Annotated in this window: 14 protein-coding genes and 1 other RNA gene; 8 read left to right on the top strand and 7 right to left on the bottom strand. The window is 50.1% G+C overall.

What is annotated here, in order from left to right; all coding sequences use genetic code 11:
* Positions 1-200: 200 nt before the first annotated feature.
* The 5 genes from ACJJIY_RS10885 to ACJJIY_RS10865 form a co-directional block, all read right to left on the bottom strand.
* Positions 201-485 (bottom strand): cupin domain-containing protein, encoded by a 285-nt coding sequence (locus tag ACJJIY_RS10885; RefSeq protein WP_445359613.1) that lies wholly within the window; start codon positions 483-485, stop codon positions 201-203.
* Positions 486-867: 382 nt separating this feature from the next.
* Positions 868-2,685, bottom strand: a complete 1,818-nt coding sequence (locus tag ACJJIY_RS10880; RefSeq protein WP_445359612.1) for a DUF885 domain-containing protein — start codon at positions 2,683-2,685, stop codon at positions 868-870.
* Between the two features lie 127 nt (positions 2,686-2,812).
* Entirely contained in the window at positions 2,813-3,745 is a 933-nt protein-coding gene (locus tag ACJJIY_RS10875; RefSeq protein WP_444894808.1) for a universal stress protein, read from the bottom strand.
* Between the two features lie 275 nt (positions 3,746-4,020).
* The gene (gene hda, locus ACJJIY_RS10870; protein ID WP_282931683.1) at positions 4,021-4,734 is read right to left on the bottom strand and encodes a DnaA regulatory inactivator Hda; all 714 of its coding nucleotides are present in this window, start codon (positions 4,732-4,734) and stop codon (positions 4,021-4,023) included.
* Between the two features lies 1 nt (position 4,735).
* Entirely contained in the window at positions 4,736-5,833 is a 1,098-nt protein-coding gene (locus tag ACJJIY_RS10865; RefSeq protein WP_282931682.1) for a DUF2066 domain-containing protein, read from the bottom strand.
* Positions 5,834-6,110: 277 nt separating this feature from the next.
* On the opposite strand from ACJJIY_RS10865, the gene purM reads away from it, so the two are divergent.
* The 6 genes from purM to ACJJIY_RS10835 all read left to right on the top strand — a co-directional run bounded on the left by purM (position 6,111) and on the right by ACJJIY_RS10835 (position 12,869).
* Positions 6,111-7,172 (top strand): phosphoribosylformylglycinamidine cyclo-ligase, encoded by a 1,062-nt coding sequence (gene purM / locus ACJJIY_RS10860; RefSeq protein ID WP_282931681.1) that lies wholly within the window; start codon positions 6,111-6,113, stop codon positions 7,170-7,172.
* Positions 7,172-7,816 carry a phosphoribosylglycinamide formyltransferase gene (gene purN / locus ACJJIY_RS10855; RefSeq protein WP_444906083.1) on the top strand — a complete coding sequence of 215 codons (645 nt, stop codon included), beginning with the start codon at positions 7,172-7,174 and terminating at the stop codon, positions 7,814-7,816. Before purM ends, purN begins: the two co-directional genes overlap by 1 nt.
* Before the next feature lie 101 nt (positions 7,817-7,917).
* The gene (locus ACJJIY_RS10850; RefSeq protein WP_282931679.1) at positions 7,918-8,622 is read left to right on the top strand and encodes a DUF3108 domain-containing protein; all 705 of its coding nucleotides are present in this window, start codon (positions 7,918-7,920) and stop codon (positions 8,620-8,622) included.
* A gap of 244 nt (positions 8,623-8,866) precedes the next feature.
* Positions 8,867-10,270 (top strand): OmpP1/FadL family transporter, encoded by a 1,404-nt coding sequence (locus tag ACJJIY_RS10845; RefSeq protein WP_445359611.1) that lies wholly within the window; start codon positions 8,867-8,869, stop codon positions 10,268-10,270.
* A 506-nt stretch (positions 10,271-10,776) separates the two neighbouring features.
* Positions 10,777-11,550, top strand: a complete 774-nt coding sequence (locus ACJJIY_RS10840) for a type IV pili methyl-accepting chemotaxis transducer N-terminal domain-containing protein (RefSeq protein WP_444932513.1) — start codon at positions 10,777-10,779, stop codon at positions 11,548-11,550.
* Positions 11,551-11,552: 2 nt separating this feature from the next.
* Positions 11,553-12,869 (top strand): YlbE family protein, encoded by a 1,317-nt coding sequence (locus ACJJIY_RS10835; RefSeq protein WP_444906086.1) that lies wholly within the window; start codon positions 11,553-11,555, stop codon positions 12,867-12,869.
* Positions 12,870-12,949: 80 nt separating this feature from the next.
* On the opposite strand, the gene ACJJIY_RS10830 is transcribed toward ACJJIY_RS10835, so the two are convergent.
* Positions 12,950-14,809, bottom strand: coding sequence for a M2 family metallopeptidase (locus tag ACJJIY_RS10830; RefSeq protein ID WP_445359610.1), 1,860 nt, complete (start codon positions 14,807-14,809; stop codon positions 12,950-12,952).
* Positions 14,810-15,060: 251 nt separating this feature from the next.
* Positions 15,061-15,158, bottom strand: an RNA gene (ffs, locus tag ACJJIY_RS10825) — signal recognition particle sRNA small type.
* 134 nt (positions 15,159-15,292) lie between these two features.
* Here ffs and ACJJIY_RS10820 point away from each other — a divergent pair.
* Positions 15,293-16,153 (top strand): 6-carboxytetrahydropterin synthase, encoded by an 861-nt coding sequence (locus tag ACJJIY_RS10820; protein WP_445359609.1) that lies wholly within the window; start codon positions 15,293-15,295, stop codon positions 16,151-16,153.
* A 54-nt stretch (positions 16,154-16,207) separates the two neighbouring features.
* Positions 16,208-16,924: a 16S rRNA (uracil(1498)-N(3))-methyltransferase gene (locus ACJJIY_RS10815; RefSeq protein WP_445359608.1), complete on the top strand. Its 717-nt coding sequence runs from the start codon at positions 16,208-16,210 to the stop codon at positions 16,922-16,924.
* Positions 16,925-17,117 lie beyond the last annotated feature (193 nt).

Raw genomic sequence — 17,117 nt, 5'->3', positions numbered from 1 at the left:
AAAGGCCACTATCTGTGGCCTTTTTTGTTTGAGCTATTAGTGAACACCTAACAATTCGAGAGCCAAATATACACGAGGACAAGCGATATACTTGGTTTACCTGCATTTTTAGAACCCTATAGCTCAAGGTTGAAAGCCCCAGCTAACAGCACTCACTCTTGTACTGCAAACCGCTGCAGCATGTAGAATGATCCTATTTCTTAAGTATCGCATGGCTTAGTGATACTGTGCTCAGTTGGCTGCGGGGTGATAGTCATAACTTTTACTTCGCTAGGTGTTTCAAATCGGTGCCAGATACCTTTTGGTATAACCAATATTTGCCCGGCTGATAATTCGTTCCGCTTCTCATCACCGTTAACGAGAAGAATTAGAGCTGTTTCCCCACCTATAACTTGAACAAACTCATCTCCATTGGTGTGTCTTTCCCACTCGCTATTCCCTGAATAGTGGGCTACGTATATTCCACCATCCCTATACTCGGACAATAAGGCAAATGCATCTTTAGCATCCTCATCCGTTGTTTCGGGAGTTCTTCCTTTAGAAATTTAACTCTAGAAAATCCATCATCTATCGTAATAGCTTTTGACTTCGGCACTTACCAACCCCTTACAAGTACTACTCTTACTACTGGGGTGGAAGGAAAGAATACACCGCACTCGAGACACGCTGTGAATACATCCCTGTAAGCTCCTAATCGGCATCCATGCCTCATGGGGTCCCAAGCGCGGTGTATTCTTCCCTTCTCCCTTTTTAGTAACTAAAACCACATAATCCGAGCACCTTCACCCTTTCTAGCGGTAAAGCTGCTCAAACTTTAAAGTTATTCTTTTGACGATCCTATAGCCGAATACTCTGCAAAAGTGAATCCTAACTCTTGTTGGTTTCTATCCACTGATCTACCTGCTGCTCCAACACTGCCAATGGCAAAGCGCCATTGGTGAGAACTACATTGTGGAACTGGCGGATATCAAACTGGCTACCAAGCGCTTCTTTAGCGCGTTCACGCAACTCAAGAATCTTTAGCATACCGGTTTTGTAGGCCAGTGCCTGACCGGGCCAAACCATATATCGCTCGATTTCGGTGGTGACTTCGGACTCAGTCATACCGGTCTTTTCCAGCATATACTCAATCGCTTGCTCGCGACTCCAGCGCTTATAGTGCATTCCAGTATCCACGACCAACCGCACAGCCCGGAACATTTCCGCCTGCAACCGACCCAAATCATCATAGGGGTTTTCCTGGAAACCGGCTTCTTTAGCAAGCTTCTCGGAGTACAGTGCCCACCCTTCCGAGTAAGCATTAAACAGCCCCATTTTACGGAAAGTCGGCACACCTTTTAGTTCTTGCGCTATTGCCAATTGGAAGTGATGCCCAGGCACCGCTTCATGGTAAGCCAAGGTACGCATTCCAAACTTTTTGGTTTCATGAACATCCCGCAAGTTTGCATAAAATACGCCGGGGCGAGACCCGTCCATAGCCGGAGGGTTGTAGTAGGCTCCCGCAGAACCTTGCTCTTTAAACTCTGGGACTCGACGCACCTCAACACCCATTTTGGGTTTTAAATCAAAATAGTCACCCAGGCCTGCATCAATTTCATCAATCATTACCTGGTAATCGGCAATAATTTTCTCCCGCCCTAAATCTGAATCCTCATAAAGAAACTGGGGATCATTATTCAGTGCAGAGAAACGTTCGCTAATAGTGCCACTGGTTCTACCAACGGATGAAAAAATTTCATTCATTTCCGTTTCAATTCTTGCAACTTCTTCCAATCCAATACGATGGAGTTCCTCCGGTGCAATATCTGTACTGGTAAAGTTGCGTACTTGATAGGCATAGTAGGCATCCCCATCCGGCAATGCCCAAACACCATTATTCTCTCCAACTTTTAACCGGAGAGTACTGAAATAATCGATTAGCCCTTGATACGCGGCGTAAACTTCTGTACCAATCAGTACCTCAGCTTGGCTGAGAATACGTTCCCGCTCCTGTTTATCCAGCTTTTCAATTTTGTTAAGTCGCTCCAGTAATGAGGTATAAAGTATATTTTTTTTTACCGGCGCGGCGATAAAACCCTGCATTTCCTCTAAAACACTATCGACAACGAAACGCGGGGGCAGGATATCTTTCTCTTCCCTTATCTTCAGGCCATCCAGCAATTGGTCAAACTTACGTCCAATCTCTCCCAGACGAGACAAGTAATAATCAGCTTCTTTTACATTGTTGATCTGATGCACTTCAGCGAGAAACTCCGGCAACCTATTCTGCTCACCCGACATTTGGTTAAGCGGGTAATCATGGTGTCTCCAGCGTTCAACTTCTGTCTTTATACTGAGAAGATGCTCTAACACATCATAGGAAATGGCCTGCTGCCCTTCCAAACTTTCGCGATCATAGCTGCGCAATACCGCCAGCTCGCTCTTCATCATTTCAATAACACGCAACTGCTCTTCTTCAGACAAATCATCGAGATGCGCATTGTGTCCATCAATTCCAAATTGTTCCAAAATTCTAATTTGTGAAAGGATTTCCGGACTGCTACTGCCGATTTTTATAAAGACACGTTCAAAAAATACATCTATAGACCAAGGCTTGAAATAAACTGCATTAATAGCAAAAGCAGAAACTGCCAAAACCCCCACAAAAAATAAGCCGCCAAACCATTTGGCAATAGTCTTAATCATTATATTTCTCCCGAATTCTTAGCTGTAATTTTGTCCCGGGATCAGGATCACCTCAACTCCCGCAGTAGAGAATTCCGATAGAGCGATCAGCGCAGGGGGCAAGCTGAATTAGCCCCATAATTCACAACTATTTTATCGGCGATACAAAGTCACTGGGCTTCAGAGCCAGCAGGGAGCAACTGACCTTCTGCAATATATTCTCTGCAGTATTCCCCATAATGAAACCGGGAATACCCGCTCGTCCAACAGTGCCCATAACCAGCAAGTCGAGACCTTCTTCATCAATCAGCAATGGAATAAAGTTATCAGGATGGGCAACCACATGGTGAATACGTATTTCCCCCTCAATTCCGGATGCACGTATCAATACATCGAGCTTTGATCGGTGTTGGGCCCGCGCTGATTCAGTGGCCTCATCCAACTCTTCCTCAGAAGCGCTCAAGGGAAAATGGCGCCGCAAGTATCCATCGATATCGAAGTCCCAACAGGAAATAACGTTCAACACCCCACTGCAACTGTCAGCGAGTACTCGCGACCAGCGCAGCAACCGGATCGCCAAGTCATAAGTGCTGCCATCCTCGCATTCAGGGTCGAGAGCAACAGCCACCTGTATCTTGTTGCGATGTTCCTTGATTGGGCGGCACAGCCATACCGGGCAGGGACACTTTCGCAGCAGATCCATATCCATTGCCTTGAAGCCCTTAAGCTGGCTACGACCCTCAACATTCTTGATCACCAGGTCATAGCCCTCAGCCAATACCCGGCGGATCACCCGCTCGGCAGGTCGGGCACCACAATCTGACTCAATCTCCAAATTGGTCCTTTCCGCCGATAACTCCATATGTACGCGGGCCGACTCAATTTCACTCCTGACCCTATCAAGCATTGTCCTCACACAGAGCCGACTAAACTCCTCAAACCCTTCCGGCACCTTCGGACAGACCAGTAAAACCTTTATCTCCGCCTGATGATTGCGCGCCACTGCAAAAGCCTGCATGAGCCCACTGCTTTCATCCTCAGCAGCATGGCTGACATACAGGATTTTATGAATGTTTGGCATAACGCTGCCCTCAACCAGAGACATTTGGGAGCAAACAGGGGCAAGACTCACCATAAACCCACTCGCTGCCTCAAATTGGTATCGTGAGCAGAGCAGATTTCACACGGAAATACACAGGTGAAGGAGATGGAGCAGGAGTAGATAGGGGGAGGTGAAGTGAGTAAACACCAACCATAGTAGGCGGAAAAAGCGTCTAGTGCCGCTAAAACACAAGATAGAGGAGCCCAAATGAGCTCAGGGAGCTAAAGCAGGTCGGCCAGGACCCAATTCTGGGGTCAGATATCCAAAACCTGCTTAACAAAAGGAATGGTAATTTTACGCTTAGCCATAAGTGAAGCCCGGTCCAGCTCCTCCAGACACAGAAAGAGTGCTCGAGTATCCCTCGGGGCGCGGTGCAATATGTACTGGGCCACATCTTCCGGCAGGTCAAAACCGCGCAGACGGCTGCGACGGCGCAGGGCGGCAACTTTATCGCTGTCATTCAGGGTTTTGAGCTGGAACACCAGGGACCAGTGTAGGCGTGACTGCAAATCAGCCAGGGCAATATCCATACCGCGGGGTGACTTGCGAGCCCCCATTAATAACTGCCGGCCGCCATCCTTAACTCGGTTATAGAGGTGGAAAATAGCAGTCTGCCACTCGGGCTGCCCCTCCAACAAATGAACGTCATCTATACAGACAAGGTCCAGTCGTTCGAGTCCGTCGAGAATAACAGCCGGGTCCATGTTCATTAGGTCTGCGAGAGGGAGATAATGGAAAGAGCGACCATTGGCCTCTGCGCACTGACAAGCAGACTGAAGCAAGTGGCTAATACCACTACCCGCCTCACCCCAAATGTAAATTACAGACTCGGGATTCTCGCCACTGGCAAAAGACTGCAGCAGGGCAACTACCTGTCGATTTGGATCTGAATCCGACAGGTAGAAGTTATCAAAAGTGGCGTCATCCCGCAGGGATACCCCCAGCGGCAATTGTTGCGGAATACTCATCTCAATCCCAGTGATAGCGCAACGGATTCTCAGCGCTGCCCAAGGGTGAACGGTATCCATTCAGGTTAATGGCGTCTCCGTCCGCTTGTGCTCGCAATTTATGGTTTAGAGCCAGGGTATCACGCAAATTGCTCAACCCTGCCGAAGTGACCAGTGCCAGGCGCATTCGGTCCCCTTCAACAGAGAGCAGGTTAGCACTGCTGACTTGTGCCAGCCCCTGCAGGTAACCAGATGCCTTGGCATAATCAGCAAAACTGTCGATACCAGACAATTCAACAATCACCGCACCCAACTGATTGTCCTGCCCATTCGGGGACACTGCATAGCGCTGAGCGAGAATATTGGCCAGCTGGTTAACGCCGCGCAGAGCGACCTCTTCCAGCGAACCTCCGGCGGTATCGAAGGCATAGCTGCGACCGCCGTGAATTAGCAACCAATCTGCCTGCCAGCGATGGCCTGAAGCTTGAAGCACCCGGCCCATCAAAGTGGCATCGGGGCTATAGCGAAAACCCGCCTTCTCAGCTGCTTGCTCATCCTGGGCCCAGAGAGCTCCCAAAGGCATATTGCGCTGGTCATTGAGATCCATTACCGGGAAATCCAGGGGGACACCGCGCTCGATAGCCATTGCCTCAAGTACAGAGAAGAGCTCCGGGGTCGCTTCTTCACTCAGAGCACTGCGGCCCTCTTGCAGGGTATCTACTGCAAGCCACACCAAAGTGCCGGGGCGATTGTTAGGCCACATGGGCAAGTTCATTTGATTAACTTGCCGGGAGATCGCTTGGGGATCAAAGGAAAGGTGCAAGTAGAGCTGATTGTCCTCACGGGTATAGCGATACCCTTGAACAAACTGCTGTGCATTTTTTAATATCGGCTGCACATTTGGGTTACTACCGACAGCGGCATCTCCCGTAACACGTACGAACACCCGTTCCAGGCCGCGACTTCCGGCTGCTGCACGATCCGTGGCTCCGCGACTCGACACAGCCTCGACAACTTCGTACAAATCCGAGATGACTCGAGCTTGGACCGGTAGGGCTAGAACACTGATGATCAGAGCCAGCAACTGCAACACCAATCCCTGCCGGAGCAGCTTGTGCATAGGACTTCTCTCCAAACCTCTTATTTTCCGCCCCTGAGCTTGCAGAAATTATTATCGATGTGCAAGACGCCAGATTTTAGGGCGGACTAAAAATTGCGGCTATTGTATCAGCGTCAGACGTTTCTCTCAGCCCCGAGTTCTCACTATCGGAGTGATTTCACAGTTCAAATGGTGAGAAAATGCCGAAATCCCCCTTCGAGATGCCGTCTGGGCGTGGCTCCCGAGGCAAGACCCAGATAGAATACGCGCCCTTCGAATACCCACCGCAGGAAGAATCATGAGCGATTCCAAGCCGCAATCTACGCAAACGTCCCTCTCTTATAAAGATGCCGGTGTCGATATCGACGCAGGTAATGCACTGGTAGAGCGCATCAAAAATGTCGCCAAACGCACATCCCGCCCCGAGGTAATGGGCGGACTGGGCGGATTCGGCGCCCTGTGTGAACTTCCAAGCGGCTATAAAGAGCCGGTTTTGGTTTCCGGCACCGACGGTGTGGGTACCAAGTTACGCCTGGCAATGGACTTGGGCATTCACGACAGCATCGGTATCGATCTTGTCGCCATGTGTGTGAATGACTTGATCGTAGCAGGAGCTGAACCCCTCTTCTTCCTCGACTATTACGCAACCGGCAAACTCAATGTCGATATTGCTGCAGAAGTAGTTACCGGCATTGGCAAAGGCTGTGAGCTGTCAGGCTGCGCACTGGTCGGCGGCGAGACCGCCGAAATGCCCGGCATGTACGAAGGCGACGATTATGACCTGGCAGGCTTCTGCACCGGTGTCGTAGAAAAATCTGAAATCATCGACGGCAGCAAAGTTAAAGCTGGCGACGTATTGATCGGCCTGGCCTCCAGTGGCCCCCACTCCAATGGCTACTCCCTGATCCGCAAGGTTCTAGAAGTCAGCGGTGCCGATCTCCAGCAGGACATCGGCGGTGAAACCCTGGCCAAGGCGCTGATGGCCCCGACCCGTATTTACGTTAAAAACCTGCTGCAATTAATGAAGACCTTCCAGGTGAATGCGCTAAGCCATATCACTGGCGGCGGCTTACTGGAAAACCTGCCCCGCGTACTGCCCGAAGGCTGCAGCGCGCGTATTGATGTCACCAGCTGGGAAATGCCTCCTGTATTTAATTGGCTGCGTGATGCAGGCAATATCGATAGCCGCGAAATGTACCGCACGTTTAACTGCGGTGTTGGCATGGTTATTTGCGTGCCTGCAGAGCAATCCGAGTCGGCACTATCCGCTCTCAAGCAAATGGGCGAAGACGCCTTTGTCGTTGGCACTATCGAAGATGCCAAAGAAGGGGCGGAAGCAGTAGAGCTGGCGGGGCTGTAATGTCTTGTAGAGTTGCCGTATTAATCTCCGGTAGTGGCAGCAACCTGCAGGCTCTGCTGGATGCCGCCGCACAAGAGGACGCGCCTTTTTCCGTGACTGCAGTTGTCAGCAATAAGGCAGATGCCTATGGGCTGACTCGCGCAGAACAGGCAGGCGTTCCCACCTCTGTGGTGGATCACCGGGATTTCTCCAGCAGAGAAACCTTCGATCACGCCTTGATCGAAGAGATCGACAAGTGCAAACCAGATTTGGTTGTACTGGCTGGGTTTATGCGTATTTTGACACCCGACTTTGTGCGCCACTACAACGGCCGCCTGATCAACATTCACCCCTCCTTACTGCCGAAGTACCAGGGCCTGCATACCCATAAGCGGGCACTGGAAGCCGGGGACAAAGAACACGGCGTAACCGTGCATTTTGTCACCGAGGAACTCGATGGCGGACCACCTATCGTCCAGGCCATTGTTCCTATTAAGGAGGGAGACACTCCTGAGCTACTGGCAAAGCGAGTGCAGGTTCAAGAGCACATCATTTACCCCATGGCGGTTACCTGGTTTGCCCAGCAGCGCCTGCAAATGGCCGATGATCGAGTTCAGCTGGATGGTGAATTACTACCTCACCACGGGGTTCAGGTTTCCGCATAAAACCAGCCCTTGATAGCTGGCGGGGTAAAAGTCCTTCAATGTACTTTGCGCGCCTCGCCAGCTAGTATTCAAAAGGGTTCAGTTTTTTGTGGGATATCACAGTGCGCCTTTTTGCTACCTCTCTGTTTCTTTTTTTAATTACCGGCCAGGCAATTGCTGCTGAGCTGGAACCTTTCAAAGCCACCTACGCCGCCCGATTTAATGGGATCAGCATTACCGCCACTCGGGAATTGTCCGGACAGGACGGCAATTGGCGCCTGGACTTCGATAGCAGCGCCCTTTTTGCCAGCATTAAAGAGTACTCTCGCTTTACCAGCCAGGATGGCCATATCACCCCCCAACATTACGAATATCGCCGCAAAGGCCTTGGTCGAAATCGCGCCACGGTGCTTAATTTCGAACCGTCAAAAGGTATGATCTTTAACGTCCATAATCCGGAGCGGGATCTCAAAGACGCCCCACCCAATATTCTTGACAAGGTGAGCTATCAAATCCAACTGGCACTCGATGTCGCCGCTGGAAAAACAGACCTTCAATACAAAGTTGCCGACGGCAAAAAAATTCGCGATTACAAATTCAGTCAAGTTGGCACTGAAACCCTAAAAACACCTCTGGGCCCGGTGGAGACAATTAAAGTCGCTCGAGTGAGAGATAAAGACTCAGGAAGAGAGACAACTGTCTGGATCGCACCGCAATGGAACTACGCTTTGGTGAAACTTATCCAAAGAGAAGAAAATGGCAAAAGGTATCAAATCAACCTGACAAATTTATCCATCAACGGCGAAAAAGTCGCTGCCAGCCAATAAATGACCACATTTTCGACTGATGAAAAAAAATCCGTCGACTTGGATAGATTTTTGTCCCCATTGTCTTTATAAAGTCACTCCTCTCCCTCACTAGGGCAATGACGTATTGCTAGACTTTTTAGTAAGGGATTTGCTACGGAAGTGGAAGGTACTTATATAAGTCTAAAGGCCTTCCTGCCATGGCAGAGTTTTTTCCAACCTGTTTATGGCTTTCAGTAATCAGCAGACTTAGAGATGGGTTCTCATGAATAAAAAATACCTGCGACACGCAGTTCTGGCCGCAGCTATCAGCTCCGTTTCCCAAGGCGCTATGGCTGCAGGTTTCTACTTGCAGGAAACCAGTGCAACAGGCCTTGGCCGCGCATTTGCTGCCGAAAACACTATCGGCGACAACGCTGCAATTCTGGCGCGCAACCCAGCCGGTTCAGCACTATTCAATACTTACACCATTTCTCTTGGTGCGACTTACGTTGATCCCGAAATCGATGTTGATGGTGATGTCACCTACTATGTCGGCAGTGAGGAAACTGGCTACCTGGGATTCGAAACTCCCGCGAGCGCCAAAGACTACGCCACCAGCGCGGTAATCCCCAACGGCTACCTGGCCGCCCCCATCAATGATGAGTGGTCCTGGGGCCTTGCCATGTACACCGACTTTGGCCTGGAAACTGATTTCCCGGATAACTTCCCCGCAACTACAATCGCCAACAAAACCTCTCTGCTGACCGTAAACATCCAGCCATCTGTTGCTTACGATTTTAACGATCAATTCAGCATTGGCCTGGCAGCGAATATTTTCTACGTTGATGCAGAACTGAACACCACCTTCCCCGATGACTTCCTGATCGGTGACGTTGTAGAACCCGCCTTTGGATTTAACCCCTCCGGCGCCACCGTGTTGGACGTAAAAGGGGATGCCTGGGACCTGAGCTGGACCATCGGCGGCCTGTGGCGCATCAGCGACAACACTCGCGCAGGTATTTCTTACCACGCTAAGTACGACCCCAAAATTAAGGGTGAAGTAAGCTCCGACATCGCTCCGAGCCCGCTGGATTCATTTGACGATACTTCCGGCAACCTGACCCTGAACCTGCCTGACACCCTGGAGCTGGGCTTCTACCACCGCTTCAACAATAATTGGGGTGTGGCAGTAGGTTACATGTGGACCAACTGGGACCGTTTCGAGCGCCTCGAAGCCTTTATCCCCTCCGCTGGTGAAGACTACAACCCGCTTCTGCTGAAAGAAGAAAACTTCCAGAGCGGTTCTCGTTTCAGTATCGGTGGTGAATACTACCGCAATGACGAGTGGACCTTCCGCTTTGGTTACGCTTACGATCAAGGCGCTGCCCGCGACGGCTTGAACCGCCATGAAACCGAAGAACTGTCAGATCTGGTAGGCGAAGACCTTCCGATTACCTGGCGTACCCTGTCTATTCCCGACACTGATCGCCAGTGGCTGACTGTTGGCGGCACCTACTCACTAACTGACAAACTCACTGTTGATGGCGCTTTCGCCTACATCTGGGGTGATGACGAAGTTATCCAGGAAGCTAACAACATTAACGACTCCCTGATTACCTACTTCGATGGTGGCACCACCAAAACCGAAGCTTACCTGTTCAGCTTGGCTCTGAATTACCAGTTCTAAGTCACCTTAGATCTGATAGGAAAAAGGCTCTACCCCTGGTAGGGCCTTTTTTATTCCCAGCTATTGTCCTCCTCACCTAAGCCTCCATTAACCCCACAACAATCCACTCCCCAGAAAACTCCCCCTCACCCCCAATCCAAATACCACCAAAGCGTTAACACCGAAAAAAAGGGTTAGATATCTCCATCCTTAAATTTGATATAAGGAACGTCAAATCCTAAAACCAGATGAGTTTGCAAAATCATATTTCCTAACAACGTATTTAAATTATTTATTTTTGCTAAATCAATGGAATTTGGAGCTTATTTGTTTAACTTATCAATATTGTTCAAAATCGCCTTATTCAGAAAGCAGGCCCCATAAGCTCACACCACTATTACTCAAGGATCTCTGAATAACCCCGTAATACATCTGCGACCTCTCATTAGCTGAGAGGGATCACGCATGCATTGCAAACCTCAAGCCCACTTAAATTTTGAAGTAAGTCAAACTACAAGAGTAAAATCATGAAGTTGTCAGCAGTATTTATCTTGTTAATTTTAAGCCTGGATGTCGCAGCTTTCTCTATGGGAGACGCCATCAATACGGCTGGCCGACAGAGAATGCTATCCCAACGCATCACCCAGACTTACATCTTGCGTGGCATTCAACCGGATGCAGAACGCCATGAAAAAGTATTTGCCCGATCAATTCACGAATTTAAAAAGAATCACGAGAAACTAAATAATTTTCATGGCGCAGAAAAGATCAGAGCTCAACTTGTTAAAGTTGAAAGAGAATGGAAAGCGTTTGAGTCTGTCGCCTCACAACCCGTCAATAAACAAAGTGCCAGCGAATTATTTAAGCGCAGCAACTCCCTTCTTTCTGCTGCCCACACCTATGTGGTCCAACTCCAACAAGTCGCCAATCACAACAGCGCCGAGCTCATTAATATCGCCGGCCGCCAGCGTATGCTCTCCCAGAGAATCGCCAAGAACTACGCTGCTAAACTTTGGGAAGTATCCTTGGATGATGCCGAAACCGGATTGCAAGAAGATCTTTCTGAGTATTCCAATCGACTAAACCAACTACTGGAGAGCCCCCTCAATACACCAGAGATCAATGGCAACCTACGAAAGGCAAAAGACCACCTAAATTATGCCAGCCGGGGGTTTGAGGGAAACATGAAAATATCTGAAAAGCGCCAAATTCAGGTGATCACCGGCACCACGGATCTGATGCTACGCAATATGAACATCATTACTCAACAATACGCCGAATTGTTAAATTCACAGGAGTAGCAATGAGAACGGACATTGAGTTCAGGCCCAGCACAGAAAAAATCTTGCACGAACTGGCCGACCCTGATTTCCAAGCTCTTAATCAACAGGCTAATGATGAAACGGTCAAGCGCATGAAGCAGGCCACTCCGGTATTAATCGGCATAGGCAAGGCCGGAGATAATATACCTGGCATGCGCAAGAACTTAATGCTCCACGCCGGCCCTCCAATAACCTGGCAGCGGGCATCCGGGCCATTAAAGGGCGCCATTATTGCCGGCCTGATTTATGAAGGGCTGGCAAAGAATAAAGCTGAGGCTGAAAAAATTATGGCCGAAGGCGGGGTGGACCTGGAGCCCTGCCACGATCACAGTGCCGTTGGACCAATGGCGGGTATTATCACCTACTCAATGTCGGTTTATATCGTAGAAGACAAGGTAACCGGGTATCGAGCTTACTCCAATCTCAGCGACGATCGAGGTGACAACCGGGGAAGCTCGATGCGATTCGGTGTCTATGACCAAGATGCAATCGACCAACTTCACTGGATAGAAAATCATATAGCTCCAGTCCTCGATCAAGTGATCAAAGAGCAAGGCGGTATCGATTTCCTGCCCATTATCGGCAGAAGCTTACTGATGGGTGATGACTGCCACCTGATGACGAATGCAGCCACATTACTACTTTCCGGAATCATATTACCGGGCATCATCAAAAACTGTACGAACAAACACGATATTGAAAAAATATCGACTCAAATCTATCAGGACGGCTCCTTTTCCCTAAACCCTATTATGGCCACCTGTAAAGCTGTAGCCGACGCAGGAAGTGGTATTCCCCATAGCAGTATCATCACCACAATGGCCCGCAATGGAACAGAGTTTGGGATCAAGGTCTCTGGTCTTGGAAACACTTGGTTTACTGGAATTGCAGGAGTAGGACACGGGCAATTAGTACAGGGCGTTACCCCAGCAGATGTCAACAGGGACATGGGAGACAGCGCGATTACCGAAACAGTGGGACTGGGTGGCACCGTCAGGTCTATTTCCGGCTCCAGTGTAGAAACGGTCAACAACACATTGCAGATGTATAACCTTTCCCATTCAGAGAGTGACACCTTCCTCACTCCAGGAATTGATGACAGGGGTCCACCCTTGGGCTTTGATCTACTGAAAATCATCAAGGCAAATATTACACCAACCATTAACTCCAGCTTGGCGAACAAAACCATGAACCGCTATATGGCGGGAATTGGGTCTCTTCGTCCTCCGATGGAAGCCTTCACCAAGGCTGCCGCAAGCTTCTTAAAAGAGGAAGAGAAACAAACCAAACTACATTAGAAACGAGACTGCCAGCCAAAAAAAGGGGGCAAAGCCCCCTTCTTCATTTAGCTTCAAAAATAAAGCTAAGACTCTTCAGACTACCAACCGCACTGACGCCCTTGGTTCTGCTCTTCCAGGTACGCCATCAGCGGCTGGAAGTAATCGATAATGGCGGAAGCATCCAGGTCGCGCTGACCAGTGAGCGCTTCCATAGCATCCGGCCAGGGCTTGCTTGCACCCATTGCCAACATAGCGCGCAGCTTCTTACCAGCCTCATCATTCTGGTAGATGGAGCAGCGGTGCAGCGGTCCGGTTTCACCAGCGGCTTCACACAGCGCACGGTGGAATTGGAACTGCTGGATACGCGCCAGGAAGTAGCGAGCGTAAGGTGTATTACCGGGGATATGGTACTTGGCACCCGGATCGAAGTTCTCTTCGGAGCGCTCTACCGGAGCGGCAATGCCCTGGTAATCTTCACGCAGTTTCCACCAGGCTTTGTTGTAGTCTTCCGGCTTCACCTCACCGTTGAATACCTGCCAGCGCCACTTATCAACGAGCAGACCAAATGGCAGGAAGGCAATCTTATCCAGCGCCTGCTGCATCAGGTAACCGATATCTTTACTCTCATCCGGCACCTCATTCATCAAACCGATTTCCTTGAGGTACTTCGGCGTGATGGAAAGCGCGATGGTGTCGCCAACAGCTTCGTGGAAGCCGTCGTTAGCGCCATTTTTATAGAGGAAAGGCTGATCCTTATAAATGCGCTGGTAGAAGTTGTGGCCCAACTCGTGGTGGATGGTAACCAGGTCTTCACCCGTTTTATTGATACACATCTTGATGCGGAGATCGTCCTGCCCGTCCATATTCCAGGCGCTGGCATGACAAACTACATCGCGATCGCGTGGCTGGGTGAACTGAGAGCGCTCCCAGAAAGTTTCCGGTAGAGGCTTAAAGCCCAGGGAGGTGAAGAACTTCTCCCCCACTTTAACCATGTCTTTTTCACTCATGCCGGAATCAACCACCAGCTGAGTCAGATCATAGGGCGCCTGCATGTCATCGTCTTTGACTATGTCGTAGACGTTACCCCACTCCTGGGCCCACATATTACCCAGCAAGTGTGCAGGGATTTTACCCTGAGCCGGCACTACGTCATCGCCGTAATGCTCATTCAACTTGGCGCGAACATGGCAGTGCAAAGCTTCGTACAACGGCTTCACTTTGCCCCACTGGGTATCCATATCCGCAGCAAAGGCATCCGGAGCCATATCGTATTTGGAACGCCAGAATACACTCAGGTTGTCATAACCCAGCTCTTTGGTGCCCGCATTACCGATCTCCACCTGGCGCTCATACAGAGGCTTCATGGGAGGAGAAACTTTACGCCAACCAACCCACAGATCCTTGAGCAATTCAGGATCGCGATTAGTCGCCATCACCTGCCCCATCTCGGTCAGGGTATAGCACTTTTCTTCACCGGCATCTTCGCGGCAGTATTTACCGGCACCGTACATGCCCTGCATTTTTGAGCCAATTTGCGCCAACTCAGAAGTTAATGCCGGATCTTTCGGCGCGGGGAAAACCAAACCCTGCTTCAACATGGTCAACTGGCGACGGGTATCCGGGTCCAGGTCCAGGTCATTAAATTTGGCGGCCTCTGAAGCCAGCTCCACGGCCAGGGTGGTGTATCGCTCTGAAGCCAAAGCCTCTACATATTGGGAATCAACATTGATATAGGTAGAAGCGAGCCAAGCCGCATGACTTGCCTCTTGTCCCATTTTTTCCATGCGAGCCTGGGCATCTTTTAAGAAAGCTTGCGCATCTTTGGCTGTCAGCTGGGAATTATCAGCTGGGCTTTCCGCAGTCGCCTGGGCCACACCAACCGGTTTTACCGCTTGCTGCCCACTGTCACAGGCAGACAGTGCAACGGCAACCGCTATCGAGAGAGCAACTTTTTTCATTTTCTCCTCAAGAATCATTTTTAGATCTGCTTATAGTTGACGCCGTTTATAGCATAAGCCCCACACAATCAGCGACGGCAAGGCCGAAGATCGAGCCAGATCGACACAAAATCCCCTTTTATATCGTCTTTGCGGGAAAAAATTTGGTGAGGAAAAGAGTAAAAACCCAGGACACGGTCGAGCAAAACACTCTCAACGGGGATTTTTCAGGGGGTGATTTTTGAAACAAAGAAGGGAGAGATTGGAGGCAGCCCAACCAGCAACACCCTCGGCACATGATACCACTGCTACCGTTGCTCCCTTCCGGGCCTGGCGGAGTTCACAGCTGCTCATTGCGAGGGGACCGGGAGGGCCGCCACAACGATCTTCGGTGCCAGTGCATCCGAAGAGGGCGCGATTATAGAGGCATAAACGAATAAGATCCAGCCCTATTAACAGGTTATAATAAACGACTACTACCTCACCCCCTGCAAAGAGTTACTCATGCACTTGTTTGTCGATAATTTAACCAACGTTGACTTCAGCTACCTCGACTCAAAACGAGGCATCGTAGGCGAGACCTGGCTGGCAAACGCAGCCCTCGATGGCGCCTTGGATGAACAGGGTATGGTTTGCGACTTCGGCATAGTGAAAAAGACCCTGAGGCACTGGCTGGATGATCAAGTCGACCACCGCCTCCTGGTACCTACCCGCTCACCCCAACTGACCCTGGAGCACAATGGAGACCAGGTTAACCTGACCTGGCTACTGGAAAACGGGGCATCTATTAAAGTGTCAGGTCCGGAACAAGCTTTTGCCTTAGTGGACGCCGAGGTAATTACCCCTGAGAGCGTCGCCGTCTGGTGTGTCCAGCAGCTGGCCAGCCACTTCCCCGATAGCGTGGAGAAGCTCAAGCTCAGCTTCCACTGTGAAGTGATTGAAGATGCTTTCTACCACTACAGCCATGGCCTGAAGAAACACCTTGGCAACTGCCAGCGTATCGCCCATGGACACCGTTCACGCATTCAGGTCATGACGGGTGGCCAACGCGATACAGAGCTGGAAAAGTACTGGGCTGAACGCTGGGAAGATATCTACCTGGGCACTCGCGAGGATCTGGTTTCAACAACTGCCGATGATCGCGGTGAGGATATCCATAACTTTGCTTACAGTGCACAACAGGGAAACTTCACCCTATCCATCCCTGCCAAGGTTTGTGAAATTCTTGACTGTGATACCACGGTGGAGCAGTTGGCCCAATATATCGCCAACACCCTGGCGGCAAGAGAACCGGGGAAAGCGATTACCGTAAGAGCCTACGAAGGTATTGGCAAAGGCGCGATTGCTTCAGCTCAAACCAGCTAGCCCAGCCCCATAGCACCGACACCGTTATAAATTGAAGTACCAAGGCACCCGACTTTGAACCTGATTGTTTTACAAAAGCACGACTTTATTAGTCCCAGTCGCGTCCGCCTTAGTGGACGCCAATTGGAGCATATCACCAAGGTTCACAGAGCAGCGCCAGGACAACAACTTCGTGTCGGACTGCTCAACGGGCAAATAGGTAGTGGCGAGATTGTTACGCTCGACGAGAAGTGCGTTGAGCTTGAAGTGGCATTCGAAATTGATCCGCCCCAGCCATTACCTCTCACACTTATTTTGGCCCTGCCTCGCCCCAAAATGCTCAAGCGGGTTATCCAGCACCTGACTGCACTCGGGGTCAAAAAACTGGTTTTAATTAATAGTTACCGGGTCGAAAAGTCTTACTGGCAAACTCCCTGGTTGCAGGAAGACAAACTCTTTGAGCAATGCCTGCTCGGACTCGAGCAGGCTGTCGATACGCAAATGCCGGAAATTCTGTTGCGCAAACGCTTTAAACCGTTTGTCGAAGACGAACTCCCTTCCCTTTCCAGTGACTCCCGTAAACTGGTGGCCCATCCAGTAGGGGGAACGGCTTGCCCTGTGGACATAAAGCAACCGACCACTTTAGCCATTGGCCCTGAAGGCGGCTTTATCAGCTATGAAGTCGAGAAGCTCCAGGAAGCAGGCTTTCAATCCGTTCACCTGGGGCCACGTATTTTACGGGTAGAAACTGCACTGCCAGTGCTAATTAGCCGGTTATTTCCCGCGTTTTAAATTATCGGACTTTACGAGGCTCTGCTGCATATCCACAGGAGCCTCTGAGTACTTACCCGACGTATTGCTTTTTAAGCTTTTACGAAAGCTTAACCACCCATACTTCAATTGTTCAAATAAACCCCGCTAAAGTTACCTATCTCTCACGATGAGAGAATTGCGTAATTTAGCAATCAATATTTCATCAATTTGT

It is taken from the genome of Microbulbifer maximicatervae (SeqCode), from assembly GCF_052468155.1.
Note: the sequence above shows the minus strand (reverse complement) of the source record. Positions and strands in the feature narration are given on the sequence as shown.